This is a genomic window from Ensifer sp. GW821-FHT05G01 (assembly GCF_059419585.1).
The window spans coordinates 69,916-93,673 of record NZ_JBWKSC010000019.1 but is presented as its reverse complement, the minus strand read 5'-3'; the positions used below and the strand labels follow the sequence as shown (position 1 = coordinate 93,673).

Annotated in this window: 24 protein-coding genes; 6 read left to right on the top strand and 18 right to left on the bottom strand. The window is 62.7% G+C overall.

Features of this window, described 5'->3' with window-relative positions; genetic code table 11:
• Nucleotides 1-3: 3 nt before the first annotated feature.
• Both AC07UR_RS32535 and AC07UR_RS32530 read right to left on the bottom strand, forming a co-directional pair.
• Nucleotides 4-1,923: a flavohemoglobin expression-modulating QEGLA motif protein gene (locus AC07UR_RS32535; protein WP_209793070.1), complete on the bottom strand. Its 1,920-nt coding sequence runs from the start codon at nucleotides 1,921-1,923 to the stop codon at nucleotides 4-6.
• Nucleotides 1,920-2,771 carry an N-formylglutamate amidohydrolase gene (locus tag AC07UR_RS32530; RefSeq protein WP_209793069.1) on the bottom strand — a complete coding sequence of 284 codons (852 nt, stop codon included), beginning with the start codon at nucleotides 2,769-2,771 and terminating at the stop codon, nucleotides 1,920-1,922. Before AC07UR_RS32530 ends, AC07UR_RS32535 begins: the two co-directional genes overlap by 4 nt.
• Before the next feature lie 227 nt (nucleotides 2,772-2,998).
• On the opposite strand from AC07UR_RS32530, the gene AC07UR_RS32525 reads away from it, so the two are divergent.
• Together AC07UR_RS32525 and AC07UR_RS32520 are read left to right on the top strand one after the other, a co-directional pair.
• A complete protein-coding gene (locus AC07UR_RS32525) occupies nucleotides 2,999-3,154 on the top strand; it encodes a DUF3309 family protein (protein WP_173422203.1) in 156 nt (51 codons plus the stop codon).
• Nucleotides 3,155-3,165: 11 nt separating this feature from the next.
• Complete coding sequence (locus AC07UR_RS32520) at nucleotides 3,166-4,200, top strand: DNA topoisomerase IB (protein WP_209793098.1); 1,035 nt, start codon at nucleotides 3,166-3,168, stop codon at nucleotides 4,198-4,200.
• A gap of 8 nt (nucleotides 4,201-4,208) precedes the next feature.
• On the opposite strand, the gene AC07UR_RS32515 is transcribed toward AC07UR_RS32520, so the two are convergent.
• The 5 genes from AC07UR_RS32515 to AC07UR_RS32495 form a co-directional block, all read right to left on the bottom strand.
• Nucleotides 4,209-4,574, bottom strand: a complete 366-nt coding sequence (locus AC07UR_RS32515; protein ID WP_209793068.1) for a response regulator — start codon at nucleotides 4,572-4,574, stop codon at nucleotides 4,209-4,211.
• Nucleotides 4,571-7,864 (bottom strand): PAS domain S-box protein, encoded by a 3,294-nt coding sequence (locus AC07UR_RS32510; protein WP_234942075.1) that lies wholly within the window; start codon nucleotides 7,862-7,864, stop codon nucleotides 4,571-4,573. The genes AC07UR_RS32515 and AC07UR_RS32510 overlap by 4 nt, the downstream gene beginning before the upstream one ends.
• Before the next feature lie 115 nt (nucleotides 7,865-7,979).
• Nucleotides 7,980-9,050: a zinc-binding metallopeptidase family protein gene (locus AC07UR_RS32505; RefSeq protein ID WP_173421145.1), complete on the bottom strand. Its 1,071-nt coding sequence runs from the start codon at nucleotides 9,048-9,050 to the stop codon at nucleotides 7,980-7,982.
• Nucleotides 9,051-9,091: 41 nt separating this feature from the next.
• Nucleotides 9,092-9,289: a hypothetical protein gene (locus AC07UR_RS32500; RefSeq protein ID WP_209793067.1), complete on the bottom strand. Its 198-nt coding sequence runs from the start codon at nucleotides 9,287-9,289 to the stop codon at nucleotides 9,092-9,094.
• Nucleotides 9,290-9,401: 112 nt separating this feature from the next.
• Nucleotides 9,402-9,602: a CsbD family protein gene (locus tag AC07UR_RS32495; protein ID WP_077498137.1), complete on the bottom strand. Its 201-nt coding sequence runs from the start codon at nucleotides 9,600-9,602 to the stop codon at nucleotides 9,402-9,404.
• Between the two features lie 205 nt (nucleotides 9,603-9,807).
• On the opposite strand from AC07UR_RS32495, the gene AC07UR_RS32490 reads away from it, so the two are divergent.
• Both AC07UR_RS32490 and AC07UR_RS32485 read left to right on the top strand, forming a co-directional pair.
• A complete protein-coding gene (locus AC07UR_RS32490) occupies nucleotides 9,808-10,515 on the top strand; it encodes a DUF421 domain-containing protein (RefSeq protein ID WP_209793065.1) in 708 nt (235 codons plus the stop codon).
• 119 nt (nucleotides 10,516-10,634) lie between these two features.
• Nucleotides 10,635-11,327, top strand: a complete 693-nt coding sequence (locus tag AC07UR_RS32485) for an aspartate/glutamate racemase family protein (RefSeq protein ID WP_209793063.1) — start codon at nucleotides 10,635-10,637, stop codon at nucleotides 11,325-11,327.
• A gap of 105 nt (nucleotides 11,328-11,432) precedes the next feature.
• Here the strand turns inward: AC07UR_RS32485 and AC07UR_RS32480 are convergent, their stop codons facing one another.
• Complete coding sequence (locus AC07UR_RS32480) at nucleotides 11,433-12,446, bottom strand: 1-aminocyclopropane-1-carboxylate deaminase (protein WP_209793061.1); 1,014 nt, start codon at nucleotides 12,444-12,446, stop codon at nucleotides 11,433-11,435.
• 159 nt (nucleotides 12,447-12,605) lie between these two features.
• On the opposite strand from AC07UR_RS32480, the gene AC07UR_RS32475 reads away from it, so the two are divergent.
• Nucleotides 12,606-13,070 carry an Lrp/AsnC family transcriptional regulator gene (locus tag AC07UR_RS32475; RefSeq protein ID WP_173421141.1) on the top strand — a complete coding sequence of 155 codons (465 nt, stop codon included), beginning with the start codon at nucleotides 12,606-12,608 and terminating at the stop codon, nucleotides 13,068-13,070.
• A gap of 14 nt (nucleotides 13,071-13,084) precedes the next feature.
• Here AC07UR_RS32475 and AC07UR_RS32470 read toward each other — a convergent pair whose 3' ends face one another.
• From AC07UR_RS32470 to AC07UR_RS32430, 9 genes are all read right to left on the bottom strand, one after another.
• A complete protein-coding gene (locus AC07UR_RS32470) occupies nucleotides 13,085-13,300 on the bottom strand; it encodes a hypothetical protein (RefSeq protein ID WP_209793094.1) in 216 nt (71 codons plus the stop codon).
• A gap of 76 nt (nucleotides 13,301-13,376) precedes the next feature.
• A complete protein-coding gene (locus tag AC07UR_RS32465) occupies nucleotides 13,377-14,063 on the bottom strand; it encodes a Crp/Fnr family transcriptional regulator (RefSeq protein ID WP_173421140.1) in 687 nt (228 codons plus the stop codon).
• A 100-nt stretch (nucleotides 14,064-14,163) separates the two neighbouring features.
• On the bottom strand, nucleotides 14,164-14,538 hold the full coding sequence (locus AC07UR_RS32460; protein WP_173421139.1) for a hypothetical protein: 375 nt from the start codon (nucleotides 14,536-14,538) through the stop codon (nucleotides 14,164-14,166).
• A 149-nt stretch (nucleotides 14,539-14,687) separates the two neighbouring features.
• Nucleotides 14,688-16,193: a tripartite tricarboxylate transporter permease gene (locus AC07UR_RS32455; RefSeq protein WP_173421138.1), complete on the bottom strand. Its 1,506-nt coding sequence runs from the start codon at nucleotides 16,191-16,193 to the stop codon at nucleotides 14,688-14,690.
• Between the two features lie 10 nt (nucleotides 16,194-16,203).
• Complete coding sequence (locus AC07UR_RS32450; RefSeq protein WP_173421137.1) at nucleotides 16,204-16,665, bottom strand: tripartite tricarboxylate transporter TctB family protein; 462 nt, start codon at nucleotides 16,663-16,665, stop codon at nucleotides 16,204-16,206.
• 242 nt (nucleotides 16,666-16,907) lie between these two features.
• The gene (locus AC07UR_RS32445; protein ID WP_209793059.1) at nucleotides 16,908-17,885 is read right to left on the bottom strand and encodes a tripartite tricarboxylate transporter substrate-binding protein; all 978 of its coding nucleotides are present in this window, start codon (nucleotides 17,883-17,885) and stop codon (nucleotides 16,908-16,910) included.
• 255 nt (nucleotides 17,886-18,140) lie between these two features.
• Entirely contained in the window at nucleotides 18,141-18,932 is a 792-nt protein-coding gene (locus tag AC07UR_RS32440; RefSeq protein WP_412728432.1) for a pseudouridine synthase, read from the bottom strand.
• A 61-nt stretch (nucleotides 18,933-18,993) separates the two neighbouring features.
• Nucleotides 18,994-20,556, bottom strand: coding sequence for a D-aminopeptidase (locus AC07UR_RS32435; protein ID WP_209793057.1), 1,563 nt, complete (start codon nucleotides 20,554-20,556; stop codon nucleotides 18,994-18,996).
• 108 nt (nucleotides 20,557-20,664) lie between these two features.
• A complete protein-coding gene (locus AC07UR_RS32430; protein ID WP_209793091.1) occupies nucleotides 20,665-22,383 on the bottom strand; it encodes an ABC transporter ATP-binding protein in 1,719 nt (572 codons plus the stop codon).
• Between the two features lie 235 nt (nucleotides 22,384-22,618).
• Here AC07UR_RS32430 and AC07UR_RS32425 point away from each other — a divergent pair, with 235 nt between their 5' ends.
• Nucleotides 22,619-22,918 carry a DUF6074 family protein gene (locus AC07UR_RS32425; RefSeq protein ID WP_173421133.1) on the top strand — a complete coding sequence of 100 codons (300 nt, stop codon included), beginning with the start codon at nucleotides 22,619-22,621 and terminating at the stop codon, nucleotides 22,916-22,918.
• Between the two features lie 45 nt (nucleotides 22,919-22,963).
• Here the strand turns inward: AC07UR_RS32425 and AC07UR_RS32420 are convergent, their stop codons facing one another.
• Nucleotides 22,964-23,704: an SDR family oxidoreductase gene (locus AC07UR_RS32420; RefSeq protein WP_412728431.1), complete on the bottom strand. Its 741-nt coding sequence runs from the start codon at nucleotides 23,702-23,704 to the stop codon at nucleotides 22,964-22,966.
• Nucleotides 23,705-23,758: the final 54 nt, after the last annotated feature.

Genomic DNA, 23,758 nt, shown 5'->3' with positions numbered 1-23,758 from the left:
CTCCTATTCTGCGATCATGTCGAGCGGGGTTATGCCCGCACGTGCCCGGTCGAGCCGGGAGCGTGCGTGGGCGTCATCCAGAAAAATGGGGCGTACCGCCGGTGCAGACAGCAAGCCGCGCAAGCTTAATTCCTGCATGGCGGTAAAATGCGAGGCGGCGATCTTGCCCATCCAGAAGGGGTCGAGGCTGCCGCCAGCGGCGAGATGAGCAAGCAGCTGAACAAGGCCGCGCAGATAGATCGCGTCCTTCGCCAGCCCGCCGCCGCGATAGATCCGCAGCACGATGTTGAAGGCATCGTCAGGCTGAAACCGGTGCTGATCGACGAGCAACCGATAGGTCTCCGGGAATACCGCGCCGCTGAGCATGGCTGCGCAGGCGACCACGCGGGCGGCGATGAGACGCAGGCGGGCCAGCGTCATGCCGCCGCTCAAATATTCGGCAAAGACGGCAAGCCCTTCCTGCATGCCCTCATAGCCGGCAAGACCGGAGCGAAAGAGCCTGAGCCCCTGCGCCGAGCCGTTGAAGTAGGTGAGCAGGTGCACGCCGATCTCGTGATTGAGCAAAGCCTCGACACGGTTCCGGCTCATCGCTGTGCTGCGCGCGATCAAGAGTTGGCTTCTCGACACCAGCAACCCTGCGGGAATGTCGTCACGCAGTTCCACCGACGCGTTGAAGTCGGCGTATTGGCGCTTGTAGGTCGAAACCATCACTTGCGCCCGGTTGCGAATGTAGGCGCTATCGACGGCGTCAATGGCAGGCTTTTGTCCAGGCTTGCTCACCCGGTTTTGCGTCTGCGCCAGGATATCGGTTGCGACATCCAGCAGCTTCGCCTCCACCGGGCCATAAAGCGCGCGGCCGAACTCGACGAAGGTGCGGCCCTCGCGGGCGGAAATCATCGAAAGCTGCAGGTCGAGTTCCTGCTGTTTCTCGCGATAGAGCGCGTAGAGCAGCGGGTCCTCGAGGTGCTCGAAGCCGATGGAAAAGAGTTTCTTCTTCGCCGCCTCGACTTCAAGCGTCAGCGGCCGATAAAGCAGTCGCGGCGCGACCTGGTGCCGGCTTGAAACAAATTCTGCCCAGGCGGCATCGGAGTTGATCGGCGTGACGGCCAGGAGAAAATCGAAACTCGCGGCGATTTCGTCGATGGCGCGATCCGTGCGGGTCACGGTTTCAACGAAGGTCTTTCGGCCGAAGGCTCTATGCGTCGAAACGCGTATGTCCGTCGTGCTCGCCGTGGCCGCCGCGAGCGCTTTCAGACCGGCATCGAAGATGTTGGCGATCAGGCGTTCGCGCAGTTCAGGGTAGATCCGCTGCGTACCCGTTTCGCGATAGATCGGGGCAAACCGCACGCTGATGCAAGGAAATGTCGTCAGCGGCGCACCGTCAGCCTGTTCTTTCAGAGGCGGCTCCAGCAGGTCCATGTGAGCGGTGCGAAACTTGCCTTCGATCGTGCCGACGGCGCCGAGGAAGGCTTTCGCGGCAGCCTGCGCCGCCGGTTCTTTGCTGGCCACGACTTCGATGGTGAACGGTGGCAGATAGGGCGCGTCTCTGGCGGGGGGATCGTCATGGTCGAGTTCGCCATATTCCAGCACGAAGAAAGCGCCGAGCCGTTCCTGGATCACGCGCCCCACCGCGGCGATGACAGTTGCGGCGGCCGCAGCGTCCGGCGCGATGAGATAGGATGCGTGGGACTGGGTGATCTCGCGTGCCACGACGGCTTGCTTCGCCCCGGCGACAAATACGCAGAGAAACGGTAGTGGTCGATCGATGTGCAGGCGCCCGCCCTCGGCAAAGTCGCGTCGCACCGCCTTGCCGGCTGCAAGGCAGGCGATCACTTCGTCGAGCCAGGCGTCATCGGGTGCCGGGCGGTCGGCCGGCTCGGGATGCCGCGTGTCGCGGTCCCTGGGCTTAGCTGCGCTTTTCATCGGCGCGCGTCCAGCGCCTTGACGAGGTCGGGAACGGTCGACACGATCAGCGCACGCAATGCTTCCAGCATCTCTAAATCCGGCTCGCCGGTCCATTCGTCCATGAAGAATTTTTTGAATTCGATGGCGATGGCGCAGCCTGTCTGCGGAAAATGTTCGTGGATGAAACGGGTTTGTTCGCCGCGCCCCTGAAATGCGACGTTTTCACGAACGTCGAACCGCCTGCCTCGAAATTCGAAACGACGAAAGCCATCAAGCAGCGTTTCAAGCACATCGGCCCAGTGGCTGCGGTCCATCGAATGGGTGCCGATGTTGATTTCCGGCGCGGCCGCCGGGTCGGAGGGGACTGAACCGGGGCCGTCGCGGCGGTGGTTGTAGCTGTGTATGTCAAGCACGACGAAACTGCCGTGCCGCCGCTCGATCGACAACAGCATGGACCGCAGCATGCGGTAATATTCGTCATGCAGCACGAGCGAACGCTCGTGCAGATCACGCGGAAGCGCGTCCCGCCAGACGTTAAGCCCCCAGGCTTGCGAAGGATCGATGTAGACCGCGCCGTCGCGAGGCCGGTTGAGATCCACCTCGAAGCGCGAGCGGTGCACGATGACCCGATTTGCCAGATCCTGAATGCTATAGGCCGTGTAGGGATCCTCTTCCCGCAGGCGCTCGTCATCGGCAAGCGCCATCAGAGCCCGCAGATCGGCACGCAAGCCATGCCCGTCGTGTATCGCCGTGGCGAGTATGGGACTGTCGCCGCGATGCACCGACCACCAGCTGTCGTTGCCAGCGTCCGTCAGCGTCTCGCCTGTCCGGTTCAGCATATTCAGGTCCCGTTCCTCCTCATTCATGGGGTTGCTGTCCCGTTACAATTCGCGAGGCAAGGGTTCGGTTCCAAACGCAGGGGAATTCCGCTGATAAAGCAAAACAGGGAGATGGGTACGCGGATGGGCATGCTGCGCCGTTGTCGGCAATTGTGTGCTCACAGCCGGACGGGTGGCGGAACCAATACGCCTGCGCCGCATTTTCCGAGCACGCAACAACACACACGCAACAACACATAGGGAAGGTGGATGACATGCTGGGAACTGTGCTGCTTATCGTTTTGATTCTGCTGCTGATCGGCGCGTTTCCGAGTTGGCCGCACTCGACGAATTGGGGCTATGGCCCGTCCGGGATACTCGGTGTCGTGGTCGTCGTTCTCCTGATCCTGCTGCTCATGGGGCGGATCTGACCTTGAGGTGAATCGTGTCCGCCGCGCCGCAAGAACCCGACCTGATCTACGTGACCGACGCCGATCCGGGCATAAAGCGCTTCCGGAAGGGGAAGCGCTTCAGCTATCGCCTTCCGGACGGCTCTGTTCTCAAGGATCCGGATGCAAGGGCGCGCATAGCATCACTTGGCCTGCCGCCAGCCTATGAGCGCGTCTGGATCTGTCCCAAGCAGAATGGCCATCTGCAGGCTACCGGCTTCGATGCGCGCGGGCGGAAGCAGTATCGCTATCACGATGCCTGGCAGGAAATGCGCCATCACGCCAAGTTCGATCAGTTGATCGACTTCGCCAAGGTTCTGCCGAGACTTCGCCGGGCCCTGCGTCGCCACATGGAGGGGCCGGTTGACGATGCCCGCACGGTACTGGCCGTACTTGCGGCCCTGCTTGATCAGGCGTGTCTACGCGTCGGCAACGTCTCCTATGCGCAGGAAAATGGCACCTACGGCGCAACGACGCTGTTGAAGCGGCATCTCAAGCTGGGCGACGAGGGCATCGAGTTGCGTTTCCTGGGGAAGGGCGGCAAACGTGTTGTTCGCAAGCTGCGCAGCCCGCGACTGCAGCGGCTGCTGGAAGATATTGCGGACCTGCCCGGACGCCAGCTTTTCGTCAGCAGGGATGCGAACGGTGATTTGCACCCGATCGATTCCGGTCGGCTCAACCGCTATCTCGCGGAAATCGCCGGCGCACCGATCTCGGCCAAGACGTTTCGCACCTGGGCGGGAAGTGTCGCCGCTTTCGCCGAGGCGCGCCTGGCGCTTGGCGAGGGACGACGCCCGTCGGTCAAGCGGATGTGCGAAGCTGCAGCCGAGGTGCTGCACAACACGCCTGCCGTCTGCCGCAAGAGCTACGTTCATCCTGATATCATCGCCCTGGCTGACAAGGAGGCCAAAATCAACCTGCGCCGGCTCGAAGCGCAGCCGCGGCAAAGCGCCCTGCTGCGCGCCGAGGAGGAACGTCTGCTGCGCTTCCTCAGATATGCCGCGCGCGCGAAGAAACGTTCAACCTGAGCCGGCCGTCATCCTTTGCCGATGAGCAATGCCTCGACGGTGCGAATGAGGTCGCGGCTGTTGAACGGCTTGGAAAGACGGGGAAGGCTGCGATATTGCTCGGGAAGGTCGGAGGCGGCGTAGCCTGTCAGCAATAGCACGGGAACGCCACGGGCAAGCAGTTCGTCGGCCACGGGATAGACGAACTCGCCGTTGAGGTTGACATCGAGTGTGGCTGCCTGCGGTGTCTCGCGCTTGGCTGCAGCGATCGAGCTGCGCAGGCTTGTGAAGGGGCCTATGACCGAAAAGCCGGCCGCCAGCAGATCGTCCTGGATCTGGATTGCCAGCAGAAACTCATCCTCGACGACAAGGACGCTGCGCTGGTCGTCATTCATTGCTCGGCACCCGCAGAATACGGCATGTTGATGGTGTATCTGAGCCCGGTTCTTGCGAAATCCAGGTCGACGTCGCCTCCGAGGTCGGAGCCGACGACGCGTTCCAGCAACAGCCTGCCAAAACCATTTCTTGAAGGCGGTGCGACCGGGGGGCCGCCGGTTTCACACCAATCGATGTGAAGTGCCTTGTTGGCGGGGTCGAGGCTCCAGCTGACGTCCACATGTCCGTCTTCCACGGAAAGCGCGCCGTGTTTGGCAGCGTTGGTTGCAAGCTCGTGAGCCGCCATGCCGAGCGCCAGCGCATGCCGTGGCGATAGCCTGATCGCCGGGCCGCCGACGGAAACGTTGCCGGCGTTTTCGTTCCGGTAGGGCGCCAGTTCGTCGCAAAGGATCGTTTCCAGCGAAACGCCGGTCCAGGTGGTCTCCGCCAGGCGGGTATGGGTTTGCGCAAGAGCCCGGATGCGGGCGTGGAAGGATTGCTCGGCGTCCTTGCGATCGGGGGTCATGGCGAAGGATTGCCGTGCGATCGAGGTGACAGTCGCAAGCGTGTTCTTGACGCGGTGACTGAGTTCGGCGACCAGCAGGTTGCGCTGTGCCTCTGCGTCCTTGCGTTCGGTGATGTCCATGCAGACGCCCGTGAGGCGGAGCGATGACGAGCCAGCGCCTTGCAGAAAACGCCCGAACGCTTCCAGCCAGCGAATGGAACCATCGGGGCGGCGGATGCGGTAGGATGTGTGGTAGTCCTCGCGCTTGTCTATTGCGGCCTGGATCTCCAGTTCGACCATGGCAAGATCGTCGGGGTGGATGTCCGCCTTGAAGTCGTCGAGCGTGCCGCCGAAGCTGCCCGGTTCCAGGCCGTGAAGCACTTCCAGACCCGGCGACCAGATCACCTTGCCGGTGTCGAAGTTCCATTCCCATGCGCCCATGCGCCCGGCCTCAAGCGCCATCTGCAGTCGCCGTTCGCCATCGCGCATCGCCTGTTCCGATTCCTTGCGTTCTGTGATGTCGACGAAGGCGGCAACGGCGCCTTGCGGGATTCCGAGCGCGTCGATCAGAGGTGTGGCGTTGCCCAGCAGGTGGCGGGACGTGCCGTCGTCGAAACGGATCTCCTGCTCGAAGCTGCGCACTTCCTCGCCGCGCGCCGCGCGCTGGACCGGCAATTCGTCGGCGGAAAGCAGCCTGTCCTGCGAATAGACCTTGAAGTGCACGGGCCTTTCGCTGGACGGTGCCGAGAGCGAAGGGTTGCTGTCCGGCGGCAGCCTGAGCAGTTCGAACGAACTTCTGTTGCCGCTGATGACCCGGCAATCTGGCGTCCTTGCAATCCAGATCGGCGCGGGTACCGCTTCCATCAACGCCGTCACCTCCGTCGCCCTGGCACGTTCCTTTGCCTCGTTGTGCCGCAACAGATCTTCGGCCTGCCGCCTTGCCTCTTCGGAGCGGATGCGCTGCACGCTGAAGCTCAGTTGGCGGGCGATGGTCAAGGCGAGATCGATTTCCGAACCGGCGAAGTGATGTGCCGTGTCGTAATATGTCATGAACTTGCCGATCAGTCGGCCGACCGAAACCAGCGGGATGAAGCCGAGCGACCCGATGCCTTCGGTCTGAACAGCCTTGCGCAGGTCGTCTTCAAGCTCGGCCAATTCGACGTCTTCGATAAAGATGGGGTTGGGGTCCTGCGCCTCCGCGCTCCATGGCGTGTGGCCGTCGACGGCGAGGCGGTAACTCTCCGAGAGCCCGCGCGAGGCGACAAAACGCATGGTACCGGTTGCGTCGATGAGCAGGATGGAGGCCCGGCTACAGCGCAGCGCCGATTGAATGGCATCGAGCGCCGCCTCATAAACCATGGCGATCGAGCGGGCCCGATGTACCCGCTCGGTGAACTGATAAAGGGCGGCCTGCTCGCGCAAGCGCTCGGCGAGGGCCTGCTCGGAAGCCTTGCGCTCCGTGATATCGCGGGCGATCTTCGAAGCGCCGACGATGCGGCCATCATTATCGAGGATCGGTGATATCGTCAGCGAGATGTCGAGGAGCGTGCCATCCTTGCGTTGCCTCTTGGTCTCGTAGTGATCGACGCGCTCGCCTCTGCGGATCCGGCCGAGAATGTCCACCTCCTCTTCCTCATGGCCCTTTGGAATGAGCCGCAGGATCGATGTACCCACCATCTCCTGTACGCTATAGCCAAACAGCGCTTGGGCACCCCTATTCCAGCTGGTGACGATGCCGTTCAGATCCTTGCTGACGATGGCGTCATCGGAGGATTCGACGATGGACGCGAGATGGCGCGCCGACAGCTCGGCGATCCGGCGACTCTCGGATTGCTTCTGGCTGTCGGCCAGGAGATTGGCGTTGTCTATGGCGATGGCCGCATGCGCAGCGATGGCAACCACCGTCTCCTCGGATTCGGCGGTGAACACGCCGGCTGCGTCATGGCCGAAGAACAACCCGCCGAGCACTGCGCCGGAGCGGGCAATCACCGGAACCGCGAGATAGCTGACGACGGGCAGGTGTCCCCTGGGCATGCCGAAATGCGGTTCGCTCAAGCCGTAGCGCGGGTCCTTGCGGATATCGTCGCTGCGCACGACCCGTTCGCCATTGAAGGTCGGCGAGAACACTGCGGTGTTGCGGGGAAGGCCGAATTTTTCGAACGCTTCGCGCGGAGCACCGGAGAGGGTGAAGAGCTGAAAGTGTTCGCCGCTTTCGTCGAGGACGTTGTAGAAGAAGGCGCCGAATTTTGCGCCCGTGAGTTCTGTGGCGCTGTCGGTCACGGTCTGGACGATGTGCTCGACATTGAAGTCGCCCGCCAGGAGCCGGGCGATGCGAGCGAGGGCCTCGATACGGTCAGTTTTCGCCCGCAGTTCGAGCTCCGCTGTCTTTCGCTTGCCGATATCGATGAGGACGTTGACCGCGCCGATCATCTCGCCGTCGGCATCGAAGATCGGTGTCGGGTAGGGAAGCACCGGCACCATTGCGCCGTCGGGCCGAGCGACGAGCAGTTCTTCGCCCCGAACCGCCTTTTTGCTGCGCAATGCCTCGGCCATCGGGCATTGGTCCGTCGGCAGCGTCGTACCGTCGGGCCGGTGCAGGCGCCAGCAGATGCACCAGCGGTCGGCATGAAGGATAGGTTCGCGTCCGGCCAATTCCGCCGCTGCGCGATTGAAATAGGTGACGACCCCGGCGGCGTCCGTGGTGTAGACCGCGATGGGAAGGTTGTCGAGAACCGCCCTGGATTCGATCGTCTGCGACCCGACCGCTCCCGCCAGCGCTGCCGCCAATGCTTCTGCGCCGCTCATATTTCCCTCCGCAAGCGCTTGCTAACGCAGGGCAACGCGGCACGATGCGATTTTGTTCCGCCGGCCGGCCATGCCGGGAGGCGCGGATGGCGGGCTGCATCCTCTGCCGACGTCTTCAATGCGTCTGCTTTGCTGCATCGCGGATCAGCCGGTTGATGAAATCCAGCTTTTCGATCACCGGCTGGGACAGGACGAAGGGATAGCTGTCAGGTTGTCCCATCGACCTCTGCAGGGCGTTCAGCGCGACGCTGAGCGGCACCCACGCGTCGACAAGCGCATCAGCGTTTGACGCGCGATAGGGATCGAAATCGATGTCCGCGTCAAGCGCTTCGTGCCCCTCCGGGTCGAGATTGATGCCGAAGGCGTGACCGGTCTCCAGCGTGTCGACGATATGAAAGAGATGCGCGAAGCACTCGGCGAAATCCTCCGCTGGATGGGCGCTCGCATAGGGACTGATAAACCGCTCCTGCCAGTCCTCGGGCGGCCCCTGTTCATAATGGCGGTCCAGTGCCGCCCCATAGTCCTCGCTTTCATCGCCGAACAGCGCGCGGGCCGCGGATCTCGTCGGCTCGTCGACGATCAGTTGCTGCCAATAGAAGTGACCGATCTCATGGCGAAAATGACCGAGCAGCGAGCGATAGGGCTCGTTCATGGAAACGCGCACACCTTCCCGCACCACGTCGTCAGCCTCGGAGGCTCGCAGGCTGATCAGTCCGTTTTCGTGGCCGGTCATCGCCGGAATGACATTGCCGTTCGCATCGACGGTGTCGGCGAGGAATTCGAACGCAAGTCCGCCTTCGGGATCTTGCTTTCGCGTCGGATGCGGCAGGCCCCAGCGCAGGAGCGAGTAAAACAGATGACGCTGCGCCACGCCTATCCTGCGCCAGCGCTCCAGACCGTCGTCGTCGCTCATCGGTACAATCGTATTGTGCCGGCAGGCAACGCAGTAGCGCTCGGACTGATCGGCCGGCACCAGCCAATGGCAGACGTCGATGGCGGCATTGTCGCAGAAACGAAAAGTCCGCGACGCGTTGCCATGGATCTGGAAAAGCCCGTTGTCGAGTGGCACGAGGGCGCACATCCCGACCCCAACGGGATCGAACCCCAGTTGAGCCCCGCAGCGTACGCAGCTGCGGTTTTCAAAGTGGATCGTCTGGTCGCAGACGCCGCACTCGAAGAGCCGCATCTTTTTCTCCTCACGGATTTTCCGAGCTTCGAAGTCGTGTATCAAATACAACTATTGCGTGCTTTTACGGCGGCATCGAGGGCCTGTCGCGAGGGGCCGTACTGCTGAAACAGGGGTCGCGCTTCAAGCGGCGGCAGATCATGGGCGCGGATGAATTCGGCCAGATCGTAGATGTTGCTCCAGCCGTAGACGACATCGCTTTGTTCTGCCGGTCTCTTGTCTTGCACGGATCTTGCCATCGTTATCGACGTCTCCCTTGGTTCTGAGCCTGGCAACAACGCCCCGCGGTGCATAAAGTTCCACCACGCCAAAAAAACCCCGCCGGAGCGGGGTTTTCGAGCCATTTGACCGTTAGTGCTGGCGGCCGTACCAATCGTCGATGTCGCGGCGAGCGCGGTCCTTTTCGATGCCGTAGCGTTCCTGGATCTTGCCTTCGAGCTGATCCCGCTTGCCGGCAATCTGGTCGAGGTCGTCATCGGTGAGTTTGCCCCACTGTTCCTTGACCTTGCCCTTGAACTGCTTCCAGTTGCCTTCAACACGATTCCAATCCATCTGTGGATCTCCTGACGTTGTGGTTGCACTGGTAGACAAACGCCTCGCATCGGCTTTGGTTCATTCAACACTGCAAAAAGTTCGCATGCACGGCGGATCGTTTTGGTCGGCGTGCGGCCCTCCTCTCGTTTTTCCGCTCGATCGCCACAGATAAGCAGCGAGCCGCCGCCCGAACCCGGCGGCGCTCTCTGGAGGAGTGCTCATCATGAACGAGCCCGTCGTGGCTTTCGATCTCGGCCGGATGCTGATCGGAGACGAACCGCCGCTTTTCCTGCTCGAAATCGCGCTGAGGACGGTGATCATCTACGCCTACACGCTGTTCCTGATCCGTTGGATCGGCAGCCGGTCGATCGGCCAGCTGTCCTTGGTGGAATTCTTGCTGGTGATCGCGCTCGGTTCGGCCGTCGGCGATGCGATGTTCTATCCCGACGTTCCGCTGATTCACTGCATGGCCGTCATCACCGTGGTCGTTCTGCTCGACAAATCGTTGAGTTACATCGTCGCTCGCAATCGCAAGCTTGAGGACGTGATCGAGGGTATCAGCGTCGAGGTGGTGCGCGATGGCGGCATCCTGTGGAAGGCGCTGAAGCAGCTGAATGTCGGTCACGATGAGCTGTTCGAACAGCTCCGTCTCAAGCAGGTGCGGCATCTGGGGCAGGTGCGGGCCGCCTATTTCGAAACCAACGGGCTTCTGTCAGTTTTCACGTTCGACGATCCAGCGGCGAGGCCGGGGCTTGCGATCGAACCGCCCTGGGATGTCAGCAAGCCGGCGGAGTTTCGCTCGGGCACAGCGGTTGCGGAAAAGCGCCGTCTGGCCTGCGTGCAGTGTGCCGAGGTTCTCGAACTTTCGCCTGGGCAGACAATGCCGCCATGCCCGCGCTGCGCAGCGCCGGTTTGGCATGAGATCCGCTAAGTCGGCATTTGCGGTGCGGGTTGCGGCCTGCCACCGAAGCCGCTTGGTCTGCGCACGGGGATGTGGCAGAGATTTGGGCACGACAAGCTGAGATTTGCGCACGCGGGAGGGATGACGCGTTGAAGGTCATGGGACTGATCGGCGGCATGAGCTGGGAAAGCTCTGCCCAATACTACCGGATCGTCAATCAGGAAGTGCGGGCACGGCTGGGCGGCGTGCACTCGGCCAAGAGCCTGATGTGGTCGATGGATTTCGGCGAGATCGAGCGGCTGCAGCATATTGGCGACTGGTCGGCCCTGACAGGGGAAATGACCGCGGCGGCCCGGCGCCTCGAGGCCGGCGGTGCGGATTTTCTGGTGATCTGTACCAACACCATGCACCGGATGGCCGATGCGGTGTCGGCCGCAGTCGGCATTCCGCTCTTGCATATTGCCGATCCGACGGCGGAGAAGATCAAGGCGCTCGGCCTCAGCCGCGTTGGCCTCTTGGGCACGGCCTTCACGATGGAGCAGGATTTCTACAAGGGGCGGCTGATCGAACGGCATGGGCTGGATGTAGTCGTCCCCGACGAGGCGGATCGGAAGACCGTGCACGATATCATCTACAAGGAGTTGGTGGTTGGCCGTGTCGAAGATGCGTCGCGGGACGCCTACAGGCAGGTCATTCAGCGGCTTGTGGACCGCGGTGCCCAGGCGATCATCATGGGCTGCACAGAGATCATGCTGCTGATCTCTCAAGGCGACAGCCCGGTTCCGGTCTTCGATACGACCGAGCTTCACGCACTTGCGGCAGTTGATCTCGCGCTCGCCTGAGGCCGGCGAAAATGGCGGCCACTGTGTGTTGCCCGGGGGCAGGGTGGGCTCGCCACGACCGGTCATCCGGCCGTGGCTCGTCGACAGGTTCAATGGCCGGAAACGTCAGCCATTGCGGAAGGTGTAGCCATAGCCGTTGAGTGCCGGGGCGCCGCCGAGATGGGCGTAGAGTACCTTTGATCCCTCGGGGAAATAGCCCTTTCGCACCAGATCGATCATGCCTTGCATCGACTTGCCCTCGTAGACGGGGTCGGTGATCATGCCTTCGAGGCGGGCGCAAAGGCGGATGGCCGCCTTGGTCTCGTCGGAGGGGACGCCGTAGACGGGATAGGCATAATCCTCGATCAGCACGACGTCCTCTTCTGTCAGATCGGTGCCGAGTTCGACGAGGTCGGCGGTTCTGCGGGCGATGTCGAGCACCTGCGCTTTCGTTTGCGCCGGGGTGAAGGAGGCGTCGATGCCGATGACCCGCCGCTGGCGCCCGTCCCTGGCAAAACCAACAAGCATCCCGGCGTGGGTCGAGCCGGTGACCGTGCACACGACGATATAGTCGAACTTGAATCCGAGCTCTTCTTCCTGCGCCCGCACCTCTTCGGCAAAGCCGACATAGCCGAGCCCGCCATACTTGTGCACGGAGGCGCCAGCCGGGATGGCATAGGGCTTGCCGCCACGCGCCTCGACGTCCTCGATCGCAGCCTCCCAGCTTTGGCGAATGCCGATGTCGAAACCTTCGTCGACCATCTGCACGTCGGCGCCCATGATGCGGCTGAGCATGATGTTGCCGACGCGGTCGTAGACGGCGTCCTCGTGGGGTACCCAGCTCTCCTGCACCAGCCGGCACTTGAAGCCGATTTTGGCTGCAACGGCGGCGACCATGCGGGTGTGGTTGGATTGCACGCCGCCGATGGACACCAGCGTATCGGCGCCGGAGCGAAGCGCGTCGGGAATGATGTATTCCAGCTTGCGCAGCTTGTTGCCGCCATAGGCAAGGCCCGAATTGCAATCGTCCCGCTTGGCGTAGATCTCGACCTTGCCGCCCAGATGGCCAGAGAGCCGGTCGAGCTTCTCGATATGCGTCGGCCCGAAGGTTAGCGGGTAGCGTTCGAATTTTTCCAGCATGGCGTTCCCTTCCTTTTGTGTTGAAAGCTAGGAAACGCTACCACTGCTCAAGTGAAAGGTGCTCTCTAATGTGCCGTTCAAATTTCGCAGTTCTCCGAACTGGCTGCGCTTGATAATACGTTACTTCCGGCTTTGGCATGAAATAAGGAAAATTCTTCCATGCAGGGTGAACTCGATCGTATCGATCTCAAGATGCTGCGCCTCTTGCAGAAGAATGGCCGGCTGACCAATGCCGAACTGGCGCAGATGGTCGATGTCAGCGCCGCGACCTGCCACCGCCGGACGCAGAGGCTGTTCGAGGAAGGCTACATCACAAACGTCCGTGCACTGGTGGCGCCGCAGAAGGTCGATCGCGGCGCGCTGGTCATGGTCGGCGTGGTGCTCGACCGGTCGACGCCCGAGAGTTTTCGCGATTTCGAAAAGGCGGTCGAAAAGCTGAAGTTCATCCTCGACTGCCATCTCGTCGCCGGTGACTTCGACTACTTCCTGAAAATCCGCGTCGGCGACATGGCCGACTTCAACCGCATCCACGGAACGCAGCTGATCGCGCTGCCGGGTGTCCGCCAGACGAGGACGTTTTTCGTCATGAAGGAAGTCGTCGACAACGCCGCTCTCGATTTCTGAGCGACCCGTGCCGGCTAGCCCGTTGTGATCAGGATCAGGAGAACGAAGACCACCAGCACCATGGCGAGCGCGGGAAGGATGATGGCCGGGTAGCCGAAGGTCACGATCGCCAGCAGCCACATCAGCACGCAGTTGACGAGAAACAGCACCTTGGCGGTGCCGGAGCCCCGCACCGCTTCCTTGAGCATCCAGCCGAACACCGGCACGTGATAGACCATTTTCGCAATCATTGTTTTCAAGCCTTTCTTCTGGGGGGGTCCTGAGCCCACCATGATCTGTCGGGTTAGCTGGCCTGGTGCGAAGAGATCAGTCCCTGCGCGCAAGGCCAGCCAGTGCCCGCAATTGCTGTTCGTCGAGGATGCGCACCGTCTTCGGGTGGTTGAAGTCGATCAGGCCATCGCGCTTGAAACGGTTGAGACAGCGGCTGACGGTCTCGACCGTCAGGCCCAGCCAATCGGCGAGATCGGCGCGCGAGAGATAGAGGTTGAAGCTGAACAGGTTCCGGCTGGCGGCGCGGCCGCGCCAGGCGAATTGATCGGCAAGATCGATGAGCCCCGTTGCAACCTTTTCCGTCGCGGTCTTGCGGCCGAGCAGGGTTGCGTGGGCCTGCATCCGGTGCAGCGTCGCCTTCAGTTCGGCAGCGACATCGGGCCCGTGGTCGCCGTCTTCGACCTGACCGCCGGCGAGCGTCTCTATCCGCGCGAAGGTCAGTGTTTCGGCGGTGGCGATGTTGCGGCCGTCATGGGTGAAGCCGAACAGGCGACCGGGGCCAAGCACGTCGGTGATCTGCCGGCGTCCGTCGTCGAGCAGTTGCGACAGCGCGACACAGCCGTCGACGACCCGGTAAAGATGACGGTTTCGCCCGCCCTGGAAGAGCAGGGTCGCATGCTCGCCGACAAGGCGCTGCCGGTTGGGCGAGGGTTTGGCCGTCGCGAAGGCGGCGGAAGGTGGGGGCGGAAGCGTTGTTTCCGCAAAAGTGATGGTATCGGGCATGGGTGGGCGATCCGTATTGCGATCTCGTCGGGATCGTCGCTATGCGACGCGCCGCAGATCAGGCATCAGCGTTCCGTCACGATCTGCCGTGACGAGGGGCTCAGGCGTGAGATCCTGACGCTGGCGGCCCGCGCGGGCTCGCATTGGGTGGACGCTGCGATCGGGCGGATGCCACCGGATGTGCCGGTGGCAGGACCTTTCCGGTCTTGCGAACGATCGTGTCCGTGGCGTTGGCCGGTGCGGGCAGGAGGGCCCAGAAGATGCGACAGGCGCCGCAGAAGTGGCTGTGGGAGATTTGCTTGCCGCTGCCGTCGTCGCCGGATCCGGGCAGGCAGAGGTCGGGCAGGGACCCGTCGGGGAGCACGAACTGTGCCCGCTCCGCGGGCGACAAAGCCGCGGCGGCTGCGGGCGCCTGGTGCGCGAAGCCGAGAAGCAGCACGGCCAATGCGCAAAACATGCGCATGGCCTGCTGCATTCTGATCCTCGTGCGAGGCTTCATTGCTGTCTGCCTATCCCTATGCCGATCTGTCGGCTCAGGGATAGGCTACGTTATTGACAAAGCTCAATGTGGCAAACTGCGCAGGGGCAGAATGCCGCATCCCCCCATCCCCCATCCCTCCTGGATCAATCTTCCTCGACGAAGACCTGTTCGCGCTTGGCCTTGACGCTCGGCAGAAACACCACCACCAGCACCATGGCGGCGATGAACAGCAGGATCGCGCTGATGGGCCGCGTGACGAAGGTGGTCGGGTCGCCGCGCGACAGGATCATCGCCCGCCGCAGGTTTTCTTCGAGCAGCGGACCGAGCACGAAACCGAGCAGAAGCGGAGCGGGTTCGCAGCGCAGCTTCAACAGCAGGTAACCGACGAGGCCGAAGAAGGCGACGGCATAGAGGTCGTAGACGTTGGAGTTGACGCTGTAGACGCCGATCGAGCAGAACGCCATGATGATCGGGAAGAGCACGTAGTACGGGATCTTCAACAGCCGCACCCACAGCCCGATCAGCGGCAGATTCAAGACCACCAGCATCAGGTTGCCGATCCACATTGAGGCGATGATGCCCCAGAAGAGGGCCGGTTGCTCGGACGCGACATTCGGGCCGGGCACGATGCCCTGGATGATCATCGCGCCAATCATCAGCGCCATCACCGGGTTTGCCGGAATGCCGAGGGTCAACAGCGGGATGAACGAAGTCTGGGCGCCGGCATTGTTGGCGCTTTCCGGACCGGCGACGCCGGCAATGGCGCCGTGGCCGAATTCCTCGGGCTTGTCGGAGACGCGCTTTTCGACGGTATAGGAGGCGAAGGCCGCAAGGATGGCGCCGCCGCCGGGCAGAATGCCGAGCGCCGAGCCGATCGCCGTGCCGCGCAGGACCGGGCCGACCATGCGCTTGAAGTCGTCGCGCGTCGGCATCAGGTCGGTGACCTTGGCCATCAGCACGTCGCGCGTGCGCTCGTTTTCGAGATTGCGCAGGATTTCGGCAATGCCGAAGACCCCGACTGCGAGCGCAACGAAGTTCAGGCCGTCCGAATACTCCCGGATGCCCAGCGTAAAGCGCGGCGTGCCGGTGTAGATGTCGGTGCCGACGAGGCCGAGCAGGAGGCCGAGCGCCACCATCGCCAGCGCCTTGACGATCGATCCGTGCGCCAGCGCGATCGAGGATACGAGGCCGACGATCATCAGCGAGAAATATTCGGCCGCGCCGAACTTCAGTGCGATCTCGGTGAGCGGCGGCGCGAAGACGGCGACGAGGAAGGTCGAGACCGTGCCGGCGAAGAACGAGCCGAGTGCGGCGATGGCGAGTGCTGCACCGGCGCGGCCCTTGCGGGCCATCTGGTAGCCGTCGATCGCGGTCACGGCAGACGAGGATTCGCCCGGCATGTTGATGAGGATGGCGGTGGTCGAGCCGCCATACTGCGCGCCATAATAGATGCCGGCGAGCATGATCAGCGAGGACACCGGCTCCAGCTGAAAGGTGATCGGCAGCAGCATGGCGATGGTCGCCGTGGCGCCGATGCCGGGAAGCACGCCGATCAGCGTGCCGAGCAGGACGCCGATCAGGCAGAAGAGCAGATTTTCCGGCGAGGCGGCGGTGGTGAAGCCGAGGGCGAGATTGCTGAAAAGTTCCATCATCCGTCTCCTAGAACTGGGTCCAGGGGCCGAAGCGCTGGAAGGGCAAGCCGAGGCCGTAACTGAAGACCGCGACGGAAAAGGCCGTGAGCGCCAGCGACAGCGCGATGGCGGTCAAAGGCTTCATCCGGCCGGACGCAAAGCAGGCGATCAGAGCCGTGAAGAACAGCGAGGGGACGAAACCGAGGCCACGCACCGTCAGGCCGAAAAAGACCGGCGCCGGCAGGATGAACAACATCCCACGCACCGCGATCGGCCCGATCGGCTCGCCCTCGACCCGGGTCGACTGAACGAGGATCACGATACCGAGAAGCGTCAGGATGACGGCCAGAACCAGCGGGAAGTAACCAGGCCCCATGCGGAATGCGGTGCCGAGTTCGAGGTTGAAGGCCTGCCAGGCGAAGAACATCCCGACGGCTGTCAGGATACCGCCGCAGAGCGCATTGGTGGTGTCGAAGGAGATTGATTTCATCGTGTCCCCATTTGGTTTTTTTGGCTATGCGTGGGCAGGAAAGGGCCAAACGCAAGCTCGGACTGCCAGTTGCCGGGGTGTGGTGCGATGGCTATGGTCGGGCAACACCTCTTGGGTATCGCGGGCGCCAATTTCCGGCACGAATGCGCATCCACCTCACGCGAATGCGCTACATAAGGCGGCAAACCCGCCACGATCCTCGTCCCCCAAAGGCGCCAGATCGTGGCGGGTATGACTTCGAATTAGTCGGCGTACTGGCCGGCGGCTTCGATCACCGGCTTCCAGCGGGTGATTTCAGCTTCAAGCTTCGCCTTCAGCGCTGCCGGGGTTGCGTCGGCATCGCTCGACGGTATCGTGCCGAGCTCGCCGAAGCGGGCGACAACGTTCGGGTCCTTCAGTGCCACCTGCAGAGACTTCGAGAGGCGCTCGTTGACGTCGGCCGGCGTGCCCTTCGGCGTATAGACGCCGTGCCAGATGCCGACCTGCAGGCCGGAAAGGCCGCCTTCCGTCGTCGTCGGCAGGTCCGGGAAGACCTTGAGACGCTCGGGCGAGGTCACGGCATAGGCCTTGATGGTACCGCCCTGGATCTGCTTGGTGGTGTTGGTGGTCTGGTCGCACATGATGTCGACCTGGCCGCCGAGCAGATCGGTCATCGCCGGGCCGGTGCCCTTGTAGGGAACGGTCGTCAGCGGTGTTTCGATGGCGCTCATGAACATCATGCCGCAAAGGTGCGACGCGGCGCCGATGCCGGCATTGGCAACTGTGACTGTGTCCTTGTTGGCCTTGGCGTATTCGACGAGGCCCTTGAGGTCCGTCGGCTCAAGATCCTTGCGCGCGACGATCGTCATCGGCACTTCGGTGACGAGACCGACATATTCGAAGGCGTTGAGCGTGTCGTAGGCGAGCTTGCGGTAGAGCGTAGCACTGGTCGCCATGCCGATGTGGTGGAGCAGAACGGTATAGCCATCCGGATCAGCCTGGGCGACACGACCGGCGCCGAGCGTGCCGCCGGCGCCGCCGACGTTCTCGACGATGATCTGTTGGCCGAGATCCTTCGACATGGATTCGGCGACGAGCCGTGCGACGGTATCCGTCGGGCCGCCGGCCGAGAACGGAACGACCATGGTGATCGAGCGGTCGGGATAGGTCTGCGCATTGGCGGAAGCGGCAGAAAGCGACAGGGCGGCAACGGCGCCAAGAAGCGCATTCAGGGTTTTCATCTTTTCCTCCCGGATGAATTATCGACCAGCCGGCAAGGCTCCTCCCATGCCGATTCTGGTTGATCCATTTGCAGACGCAATCCGAGCGTAGACAACGGCCTTGCTGTGCGCCTTCGCGCATTTCCGCCGCCGGTTGTCCGAGTTTGGGTAGAATCTGAAACAACAGGCTCGTTCAGTGGGTGGATTTCCACCCATCATGGGTCGAGTCGCCCGACGGGGTGTTGCGGTATCGCGTCCGGCCGGGCATTCGGGCCGCTATTTTTGTCCCGTCCGATGCCGTAAATACTGGACTTCATCCGACGTCAGTGGACGGCTGGCGCCCTTGGCAAGGGACCCAAGCACGATCTCGCCGATCGAGACGCGCACGAGCCGCAAGACCTCGAAGCCGAGGACATCGAGCATGCGGCGGATCTGACGGTTGCGACCTTCCTTGAGCTCCACCTCGATCCAGCTGTTCCTTTCGCCGCCTCGCAAGTGTTCGGCGCGCGCGGCACGCAAGTGTTCGCCACTCTCTTCGACGCCATCGACCATCGCCCTGAGTTTGGCATCGCCGATCTCGCCTGAAACCTGCACGTGGTAGACCTTGCCGAGATGGGTTTCCGGGTCGAGCAGGCGCTGGGCGAGAACCGTGTCGTTGGTGAAGAGGAGCAGCCCCTCGCTCGCTTTGTCCAGCCGCCCGACCGGGGAGAGGAACTGCGCGTCGCTGTCCCCAAGGCAATCAAAGACAGTCGGCCGGCCCTCCGGGTCGTGACGGGTTGTCACCAGCCCGCGCGGCTTGTTGAGCATCAGGTAGATCTTGTCTTCCGCCAGAACCGGCTTGCTGTCGACGGTGATGCGATCCTTGTCGATATCGACCCATTGCGAAAGATCGGTCGTCTTGCGCCCACCGATGCTGACGCGCCCCTCGAGCACCAGCTTTTCCGCCTGCGTCCGCGAGCAGTAGCCGAGCTTGGAAAGCGCGCGGGCAACCGTCACGCGTTTGCCGACATCGCCGGCCATGCGGCCGGTGCCTTCACCTCGTCCTGCAATCGGCCGCTTCTGCCTCACTTCGGGTCGTCTCCGTCCATCTCTGTTGTCGGCGCGTCTCGTCACACCCAGGACCTGTCGTTCAGCCGACCTTGATATAGCCGATCTGCCGGGCAAGCCAGCATCCGATCGTCAGACCGGACACGGCGCCCTCACCATCGCGATGGATTCTGACGGTCCAGTCCCCTGGCGCCGGCGCATCCATCGAACGCTTGCAGCTGACAAGCCACATATCGTCCGCAACCGGCTGCATCGCATGCATCGCGCCCTTGCCGAGCAAGCCCTCGAAGCCGGCAAAGAAGACGCCGTTGGTCGACACGATTTCGATATCGGCGTCGAGTTCGGCGGAGTGGTAGCGCCCGGCGATGTCGGGCTTTGCCTTGCCGGCGACCCTCTGGGCCGTCGTTACGAGGTTCTCGCGCTCGCGCCCCATCTGCAGGCCGGTGTCGTTTGCCGAAAGCGAGACCGCGCCGGAGCGGGCGGTACCATCCGTTCCGATCTGCAGAACGTCGCCCGCGGTCGCAAAACGCAGTTCAAGCCGCCCGGTCGCGAGGGGCCGGGTCGACAGCGCAAGACCGGTCTCCGGCTCAAGGAAGGTTCCGAACTGCTGGCTTTCCCAGGCGCCGACCTCCGTCTCGGCATCGCGGTGGCCGAGCGCGATCTTCATCAGGGCGGTGGCTGCGGCGTGGGCGTCGGCCTCGTGGTTGAACATCACGACGATCGATAGGCGTTCGCTGGCCGCATGCAGCCGGCGGCAGCGAAAGCCGCGCAAGGCGCCGCCATGGCCGGTGATCGCGACGTCACCGATCGTCTCGTGGGCAAGGCCGAAGCCATAGGTCGCGGCCCCTCCATCCGCATAGGTCTGTGGTGCGGAAAGCCGGCGGTAAAGGCCGTCGTCATCGTCGCGCGTGCGGTCGATGAAGCACTCCCAGGCCAGCATGTCGTCGAGCGTTGCCGAAATGCCGGCATCGCCCGCCCAATAGATCCGGTTTGTGGCCTCGAAGTACCCCGTGGCCTCGTTGCCTTCGTAACCGATCACGCCGTTCGGCGACACGCTGGTGTCGGGGGTGAGGGCGGCCGTCGTCATGCCGGCCGGACCGAAAGCGGAGCGATCGTAGAGTTCGGACAGCGACCGGCCCGTATAGTCCTCGATGAGGTCGGCGAGGATCCGGTAGTTGCCGTTCGAATAGGAATAGCGCGTGCCCGGCTCGAAATGGGTCGAACGGGCGCGCGACAGCAGCGGCCGGGCGTCCTCGCGACGAAAGACGCCATCGGCTACGGCGCCCTGCAGTACGGTCAGAGCCCAGTAGTCACGCAGGCCCGACTGGTTGTGGCAGAGTTGCGCACCGGTGGGGCGCTTGCCTTCGATCAGCGGCAGGTAGGCGTCAAGTGCGCCATCGAGCCTGGCGGGATCGCCCACCGTGTCGAGCAGCACCGCGCAGGTGAAGTGTTTGCTGATGGAACAGATCGGCAGCAGCGTGTCGGGTGACATCGGCTTACGCGCGGCGAGATCGGCATAGCCCCAGACGTGCTTCAGGATGACCTGGCCATCCTTGACCACGCCGACGACGCCGCCCGGCCCCCGGTACTGCTGTGGCAAGGCGTGGACGGCTCGTTCGAGGGCGGGAAGATCCAGGGTCGTCATGGTGTGCAATGCCAGTCGGTCGGGAGGGAAATCTGCCGCCCGGACGGGCGGATCGGTTTCGTACCTACCGCTCCGTCAACGCAGTTGCAACCGCGCTCCCGCGTCTCCTCAGCGCAATCCGGCCTGGGCGTGATACAGCCGGCTATAGGTGCCCTTGGCGGCGAGCAGAGTGTCGTGCGGGCCCTGCTCGCTGATGCCGTTCGTATCGACGACGATAATGCGGTCGGCATCGCGGATCGTCGCCAGGCGATGAGCGATGACCAGGGTGGTGCGACCCTTGGAAAGCTCGGCCAGCGATTGCTGGATCGCCGTTTCGGTTTCCGTGTCGAGCGCCGAAGTGGCTTCGTCGAGGATCAGGATCGAGGGGTTCTTCAGGAACATCCGCGCGATCGCCAAACGCTGCTTCTGACCGCCGGAAAGCTTGACGCCGCGCTCTCCGATAACCGTGTCCATGCCGTCGGGCAGTGCGGCGATCATGCCGTCGAGCTTTGCCCGGCGGGCGGCATCGAGGATATCCGCTTCGTTTGCGCCGAGGCGTCCATAGGCAATGTTGTCGCGGATCGTGCCGGCGAACAGGAAGACGTCCTGCTGCACGATGCCGATCTGTCCGCGAAGCGAGGCGAGCTTGATGTCGCGGATGTCGATCCCGTCGACGGTGATGCTGCCTTCGGCGACTTCGTAAAAGCGTGGCAGCAGCGAGCAGATCGTCGTCTTGCCGGCGCCCGACGGGCCGACGAAGGCCACGGTCTCGCCGGCCTTGATCGTCAGGTCGATGTTGGCAATGGTCGGCTTGTCGGCGCTGTAGCCGAAGGAGACGTTGCGATAGGTGATGTCGCCGCGCAGGCCCTTGACGTCGACCGCGTCAGGGCGATCCTCGATATCGGGCTCGGTTTCCATCAGTTCGATGAAGCGCCGGAAGCCGGCGATGCCCTTCGGATAGGTCTCGATGACGGAGTTGATCTTCTCGACAGGACGGAAGAACACGCCGACGAGAAGCAGGAAGCCGATGAAGCCGCCATTGGTCAATTGCCCGGTCAACACGAAATAGCTGCCGGTGATCATGACGATCAATTGCGTCAGCCGCATGCTCATGTAGCTGAGCGACGTGCTGGCGGCCATGATGCGATAGGCCTCGAGCTTCGTCTGGCGGTAATTCTGGTTGTCGGTCTCGAACAGGCTGCGTTCGTGTTCTTCGTTGGCAAAGGCCTGGACCACGCGGATGCCGCCGACATTTTCCTCGATGCGGGCGTTGAAGTCGCCGACACGGCCATAGAGGTTGCGGAAATTGTTGGCCATGCGTCCGCCATAGCGGCTGGTGACCCAGGCGGTGATCGGCACGACGGCCGCCGTGATCAGCGCCAGTTGCCAGTGCACCGTCATCATCAACAGCAGCGCGCCGATGAAGGTCATGATCGCGATGAACAGGTCCTCGGGACCGTGGTGGGCAACTTCGCCGATCTCTTCAAGGTCCTTCGTCAGCCGGCCGACGAGATGGCCGGTCTTCTGATTGTCGAAGAAGCTGAAGGAGAGCTTCTGCAAATGGTCGAACGCCAGGCGGCGCATGTCGGTCTCGATGTTGATGCCGAGCATGTGTCCCCAATAGGTGACCGTCGCCATCAGGCCGGTATTGACGAGATAGACGACGAGAAGGCCGACGGAGGCCAGCAGGATCAGCGTCCATTCCTGGCTGGGCAGCAGCTGGTCGACGAACAGCTTGACCGCGACCGGGAAACCGAGCTCCAAGAGGCCGGACAGCACCGCGCAGGTGAAATCGAGAATGAAGAGGCCGCGATAGGGCCGGTAGAACGCGAAGAAGCGCTTCAGCATGACAACCGCACTCACATGGGCAGCCGCTCGGGAACGGCCTTAAAATCTGAGCTCAAATGTCATGTTTTTAGCCGGAAGCCAACAGATATGCGACGGAAAAGCGAAGAGACGCCGTCACAAATGACACCAACCCGAGCGTGTGATCCCCCGATGAGACGGAACGCGGGGCGAGAGGAAGAAAACGTTAACCATAAGCTTCGTAGAAGAGGGAATCACCAGGGGAGAAATTGAAGCAATGGCAGGCGATAGATCAGATGAAGCAGCGGTGTTTGGCGGACGCGAGGTCGTTCCGTTTCCGATGGCGAGAAGACTGAGCACCATTCGCATCTGCGCTGCCGACCTCGAAGATCTCCATGGTGACGACGCCGTAAAATATTGGAGGCGCGAATGCCGGAAGCTTGCCGACGAATTGCTTGCGCTCGGTTGCTCCGAAGAAGACATGCGTGAGCAGGTCATGGCATTTCAGGCTGAGGTGCAGGCCGAACTCTGGCAGCGCCACCAGTCGCGGGCTTCCACCGGCGCGGTCAGCCAGTAAAGCGACAGTCCGCACCCCACATCATTGGTCGGTGGGTCGAACGTATCAGGCAAGGCCGCCATTGGCGCGCAGGATCTGGCCGTTGACCCAGCCGGCGGCAGGCCCCACCAGGAACGCCACGACGCTGGCGATATCCCCCGGCTGGCCAAGCCGCTCCAGCGGCGGCATCTTGGCAAATTGTGCGACAAGATCCTCACTTTTGCCCGACAGGAACAGGTCCGTCGCAACAGGGCCCGGCGCCACGGCGTTGACGGTGATATCGCGTCCACGAAGCTCCTTGGCAAAGACGTGCGTCAGTGCTTCGACGGCCGCCTTGGTGGCGTTGTAGACGGCATAGCCCGGCAGGTTGAGGGCAAGCGTCGTCGAGGAGAAGTTGACGATCCGGCCGCCGCTGCGCATGCGCCTTGCCGCTTCGCGAAGCGTGTTGAAGGTGCCCTTGGTGTTGATGGCGAAGTGGCGATCGAACTCGTCATCGCTGGTTTCGGCAAGCGCCGCAGTCTTCAGGATCCCTGCATTGTTGATGAGTACGTCGATGCCGCCGAAGGCGGCCTCGGTTGCGTCGAACATGCGCTTGACCGCTTCGGGATCGGCGACATCGGCCTTGGCGGTCAAGGCGCGGCCGCCGTTTGCTTCGATCCTGCAGGCCAGGTTTTCGGCGGAAGCTGCGTCGCCGGCATAGTTGATGACGACCGTGAAGCCGTCAGCGGCCAGGCGTTCGGCAATCGCCGCGCCGATACCGCGCGAGGCGCCGGTCACGATGGCAACCCTGTCTGTTTGGTCCTGCATCATGCTTCTCCTTGGTCGCGAAGCGGATTTGCTTCGTTGATGAGGAGAAGATGA